The following is a 4,097-nucleotide window of genomic DNA, read 5'->3' on the forward strand; positions in this document are numbered from 1 at the left end:
CAACCCCTGCATCCACGCCATAAAGGGGTTCCAACTCGGAAGCAACATCCTCCGCCATTGAGTTTGCCTGCATGTATATAGACTTACTGCTCAATCACCCAATCCAGATACCGGGACAACTCACTTGCCAGGAAGTGTGGCAGATTCAGCAGTCTGAATTCCTTTCCCGAAGGTGTTCGCAGGTTATCAACCTGAATTGGTCCTCCATAATATCTTACTGCCAGGTCCTGCTCCGAGTCCTCGATGAATCTATGCAGGGATCTGAGTTTTCCGGTTGCTCCTGATTTCACCTCGATAGGTATAAGCTTACCCCTGTGCTGAATAACGAGATCGACCTCTGAATTCGATCCCCTCTTGCTGCGTGCCCAGAAACTGAGAGACGGCATGGAATTCATCTGATCTGCCAGTAGTGCCTGACCGACAGATTGTTCAGCAAGCACCCCCCTGAAGGATGAGTTCAGATCCTGAAAATTCATCTCCTCCCATTGTGTACCAAGGGAATGGACAAGAAGCCCTGAGTCAAGGAATAAAAGCTTTGGGGACTTCCGCCTGTTCAACCGAATTGGTGGGGAAGTCGAACCGGTCGGGAGTAAAAGGTATATCAGCATGGCTTTCTCAAGCGTTCTGAAAGCCTCACCAACCTCTCTCGATCTGTATGAGGAGCCACCGAATCCAGCAAAAGTTATCCTGCTTCCGACCTCAGAGGGGGCTGTTTCAATGCAATGTCTCAGAACGTCTGACATCGTCCGGTTCGAAGCATACTTGGGAACATCGTCGAGGAACGAGATTAAGATCGATGAGTAGAGCGTTCCGAGATCTTCTGCTTCAGCACCATTCAACCTGGCCTGCACGATCTCCGGCATCCCACCAAGGAAAGCATACTTCACGTACTCTCGGTAGATAGGAGGAACAGCATACTCACGCATTGGAATCATGTTGATCATGTCCAGCATATCTGAATGACCTGATGCGGTCAGATACTCCTTGAAAGTAACCGGGTACATGAAGCTGTGCTCGACTCTTCCTACAGGGAATTCCGTGCCTGATCTGGACAGGTAGACCTCCAGGAGTGAACCGGAAGCGATTACAGGAAGCTCCGGGACTTCCTCCTGCAGGTAACGCAGGTAGCGTATTGCCGATGGGCACATCTGGATTTCATCGATGAAGAGCAGGGATTCCTCTAGAGAAGCAGTAACACCCCTTGAGAGCCGCAGAGAGCTGACAAGATCCCTCACCGGAAGGTTACGTTCAAACACAGCCTTTTCTCCAGGTGCCTCAAGGTTAACCTCGAGATATCCAGGCATGCCACCAGCAAACAATCGAACCGCTGATGTCTTACCAGTCTGCCTTGCCCCACGGAGCAGAAGAGGTTTGCGTCCAGCACCATTGATCCATTTCTCCATGTACTCCACTATTTTTCTCGGAAACATCAAACCTCCTTTGTTGTCTGATATATCACTATATTTGTAACAATGTCAACTCTAATTATTACGTATCTTGTAATGATGCAGGGGCAATATAGACATAGGGAGAACTTTCGCGAGTCGTTTCAGGTGGATACAACCATGTTCGGTACTGGAGTACACCGGAAATATGCGATGAAGCTGTCACTGAGTATCTGTTGCCAGGCAGATGTTGGTTATAGTAGAGTCTTGGGAAACTCTGTCCATCCTGCTTCCAGGAGAAGTTAAATGAAGAAAACCAAGATAGTTGCAAGCATTTCAGATTTGAACTGCTCGGAAGAGTTCATTGGCTCGCTGTATGAGAATGGTATGAATGTGGTTCGGATCAACTCTGCTCATCAGTCTCTTTCCGGGGCTCTTAAGATTGTTGATGCAGTCAGGGCTGTTTCATCCCGGATTGCTCTGATGATGGACACCAAAGGCCCGGAGATCAGAACCGGATCATTTTCTTCGCCCTTCATTGTTGAAAACGGTCAGATTATCGGTCTTGGCGGGAGTTGTGAATCTTATTCCGGTGTTTGTATTCCTCTGACTCATCACGGCTTTGCCGGCGATGTTCCCGTTGGAAGCAGCGTGCTCATAGATGACGGTGAGATTGAATTGTTGGCCGTGGAAGTGCTTGGGGATTGTCTGTTATGCCGGGTTGTACATGGTGGTGAAATAAGCAGCCGCAAAGGTGTGAATGTACCAAATGTGCATATAAGCTTGCCATCATTGAATAAAAGAGACCTTCTGTACATTGATTTTGCCATTGATAACAACCTGGACTTCATAGCACACTCATTTGTTCGTTCCCGTGCTGATGTGGAAGCAGTTCAGGAGGTCCTTCATCACCGGGGAAGCAGTATCAAGGTGATTGCCAAGATAGAGAATCACAAAGGAGTTGAGAACATCAATGAGATACTTGATGTTGCTTACGGCGTAATGGTTGCCAGGGGAGACCTCGCCATTGAGATACCCTTCGAAAGAGTGCCCGGTATTCAGAAAATGCTCATCAACAAGTGTATTGAGCGAAGGAAACTGGTGATCATTGCTACTCAGATGCTCCACAGTATGATCGAAAACCCCAGACCCACCCGCGCAGAGGTCAATGATGTTGCAGGCGCCATATACGATCAGGCTGATGCAATCATGCTAAGCGGGGAAACCGCAATAGGTGATTATCCTGTGGAAGCTGTACAGACCATGGCTGCCATAGCAGGGGAAGTAGAGAAAGATAAGGAAGACATAAATGACATTCCGGTTGTTGTGATCAATAATGACATATCAGCATTCCTGATAAAGTCTGCTGTGGAAGGTGCAGTGGAGTTGAATGCCCATGCCGTTGTTACCGACACCACATCAGGAAGAACCGTGAGAAGCCTTTCCGCCTATAGAGGGAAATGTCCCATACTGGCCCAGTGCTACAGCAGAGAAACTGTCAGGCACCTTGCTCTTTCGTATGGTGTATCTGCCCGGTTCATGGAGCCGGAGCAGATCACACATGAGTTTGTTGGCAAGGCTCTTGGTCTGCTCAGAGATGAAAATGTTCTGAGACCGGAGGATCTGGTAGTTGTTGTGGGCGGAAACTTCGGAAGAAGCAAGGGTGTTTCTTTCGTTGAAATAGGCTCTGTAGAGAACCTTATAGCAGCTGAAACAACTGATTAGTTTAGCAAAAATGGAACAGCATTTGAAAAAGCTTGGGTTAGGAACAGGAAACAACAATGATAACTGATCAGCATTTGCATAATCTGCACATACTGCAAAATTGCGGGGTAAGTACTTATCTACCTTTTTACACTTTATAAGAGTAAGGTTAGCTATTTCAAAAATACAACAGTTCCAACAGAGAAGTCTTAAATGGTAAACTACCAAGGGATCCACGGCAGTTGGAGCAACCTGTGCGATAATTACACAAGTTCAAGGTTGAAAACAGGAAAAGATGATGAGTAAAAATAATCAATTGATGCAAATCGAAAACATTCAAATCACATTTTTTCAGTCCGTGGTGTGCAGGTAATTCCTGATAGCGATTTAGCCAAATTGTATGATGTAGAAACAAGGGCACTGAATCAAGCAGTGAAAAGGAATATCAATCGATTTCCGCCTGAATTCATGTTTCAATTAACCAGGAACGAACTTGAAGAAATAAACGCCAGAATTTTGATATCACAAATTGTGACATCAAAAGAAAATCGTGGTGGACGCAGGAAACTACCCTATGTATTCACTGAGCAGGGTGTTCTTTACTATTCTTTTAGCCTGCATGATGCTGAGCAATAGGAATCTTGATTTCAAGCCGTTCCGGGAATTTAAACATTTATACTGCACCTGTTTCAACTGAAGCGAGGAGAGCCGGATTAGTGAATCCTGCCAGACTCCCGCTGTTTATTACTCCTGTTCCACCGAATGCAGCTGCTCTTGCTCCAGGATCAATCTTCAGGAAACTGAAAGCTCCCGCGCCCGCGTCACGGTTTACTTCATCTGAAGAAAACACCTGTAACACAGCAAATATGAGTAATCCAACAAGAATTATTCTGATAATGACCCTTGCATTTCAATGAAGATATCGATTTACATGTTATCCATATCCAGTTTCTATCATACAGATTGACTAAAATTCCACTTCAAGTGGGCTCGTAAAAAGATTATTAC

The 4,097-nt window shown here is 45.9% G+C and carries 4 protein-coding genes; 2 read left to right on the top strand and 2 right to left on the bottom strand.

Going from position 1 to position 4,097, the window contains the following annotated elements; all coding sequences use genetic code 11:
- Nucleotides 1–83: 83 nt before the first annotated feature.
- Entirely contained in the window at nucleotides 84–1,430 is a 1,347-nt protein-coding gene (locus K8S15_01865; GenBank protein ID MCD4774779.1) for a DUF4143 domain-containing protein, read from the bottom strand.
- Between the two features lie 261 nt (nucleotides 1,431–1,691).
- Here K8S15_01865 and pyk point away from each other — a divergent pair, with 261 nt between their 5' ends.
- Together pyk and K8S15_01875 are read left to right on the top strand one after the other, a co-directional pair.
- Nucleotides 1,692–3,110, top strand: coding sequence for a pyruvate kinase (gene pyk, locus K8S15_01870; GenBank protein ID MCD4774780.1), 1,419 nt, complete (start codon nucleotides 1,692–1,694; stop codon nucleotides 3,108–3,110).
- 294 nt (nucleotides 3,111–3,404) lie between these two features.
- Complete coding sequence (locus K8S15_01875) at nucleotides 3,405–3,725, top strand: ORF6N domain-containing protein (protein MCD4774781.1); 321 nt, start codon at nucleotides 3,405–3,407, stop codon at nucleotides 3,723–3,725.
- Between the two features lie 37 nt (nucleotides 3,726–3,762).
- On the opposite strand, the gene K8S15_01880 is transcribed toward K8S15_01875, so the two are convergent.
- Nucleotides 3,763–3,939: a hypothetical protein gene (locus K8S15_01880; GenBank protein MCD4774782.1), complete on the bottom strand. Its 177-nt coding sequence runs from the start codon at nucleotides 3,937–3,939 to the stop codon at nucleotides 3,763–3,765.
- Between the last annotated feature and the right edge of the window lie 158 nt (nucleotides 3,940–4,097).

Source organism: Candidatus Aegiribacteria sp. (assembly GCA_021108005.1).
Classification (GTDB): Bacteria; Fermentibacterota; Fermentibacteria; order Fermentibacterales; family JCC-6; genus Aegiribacteria.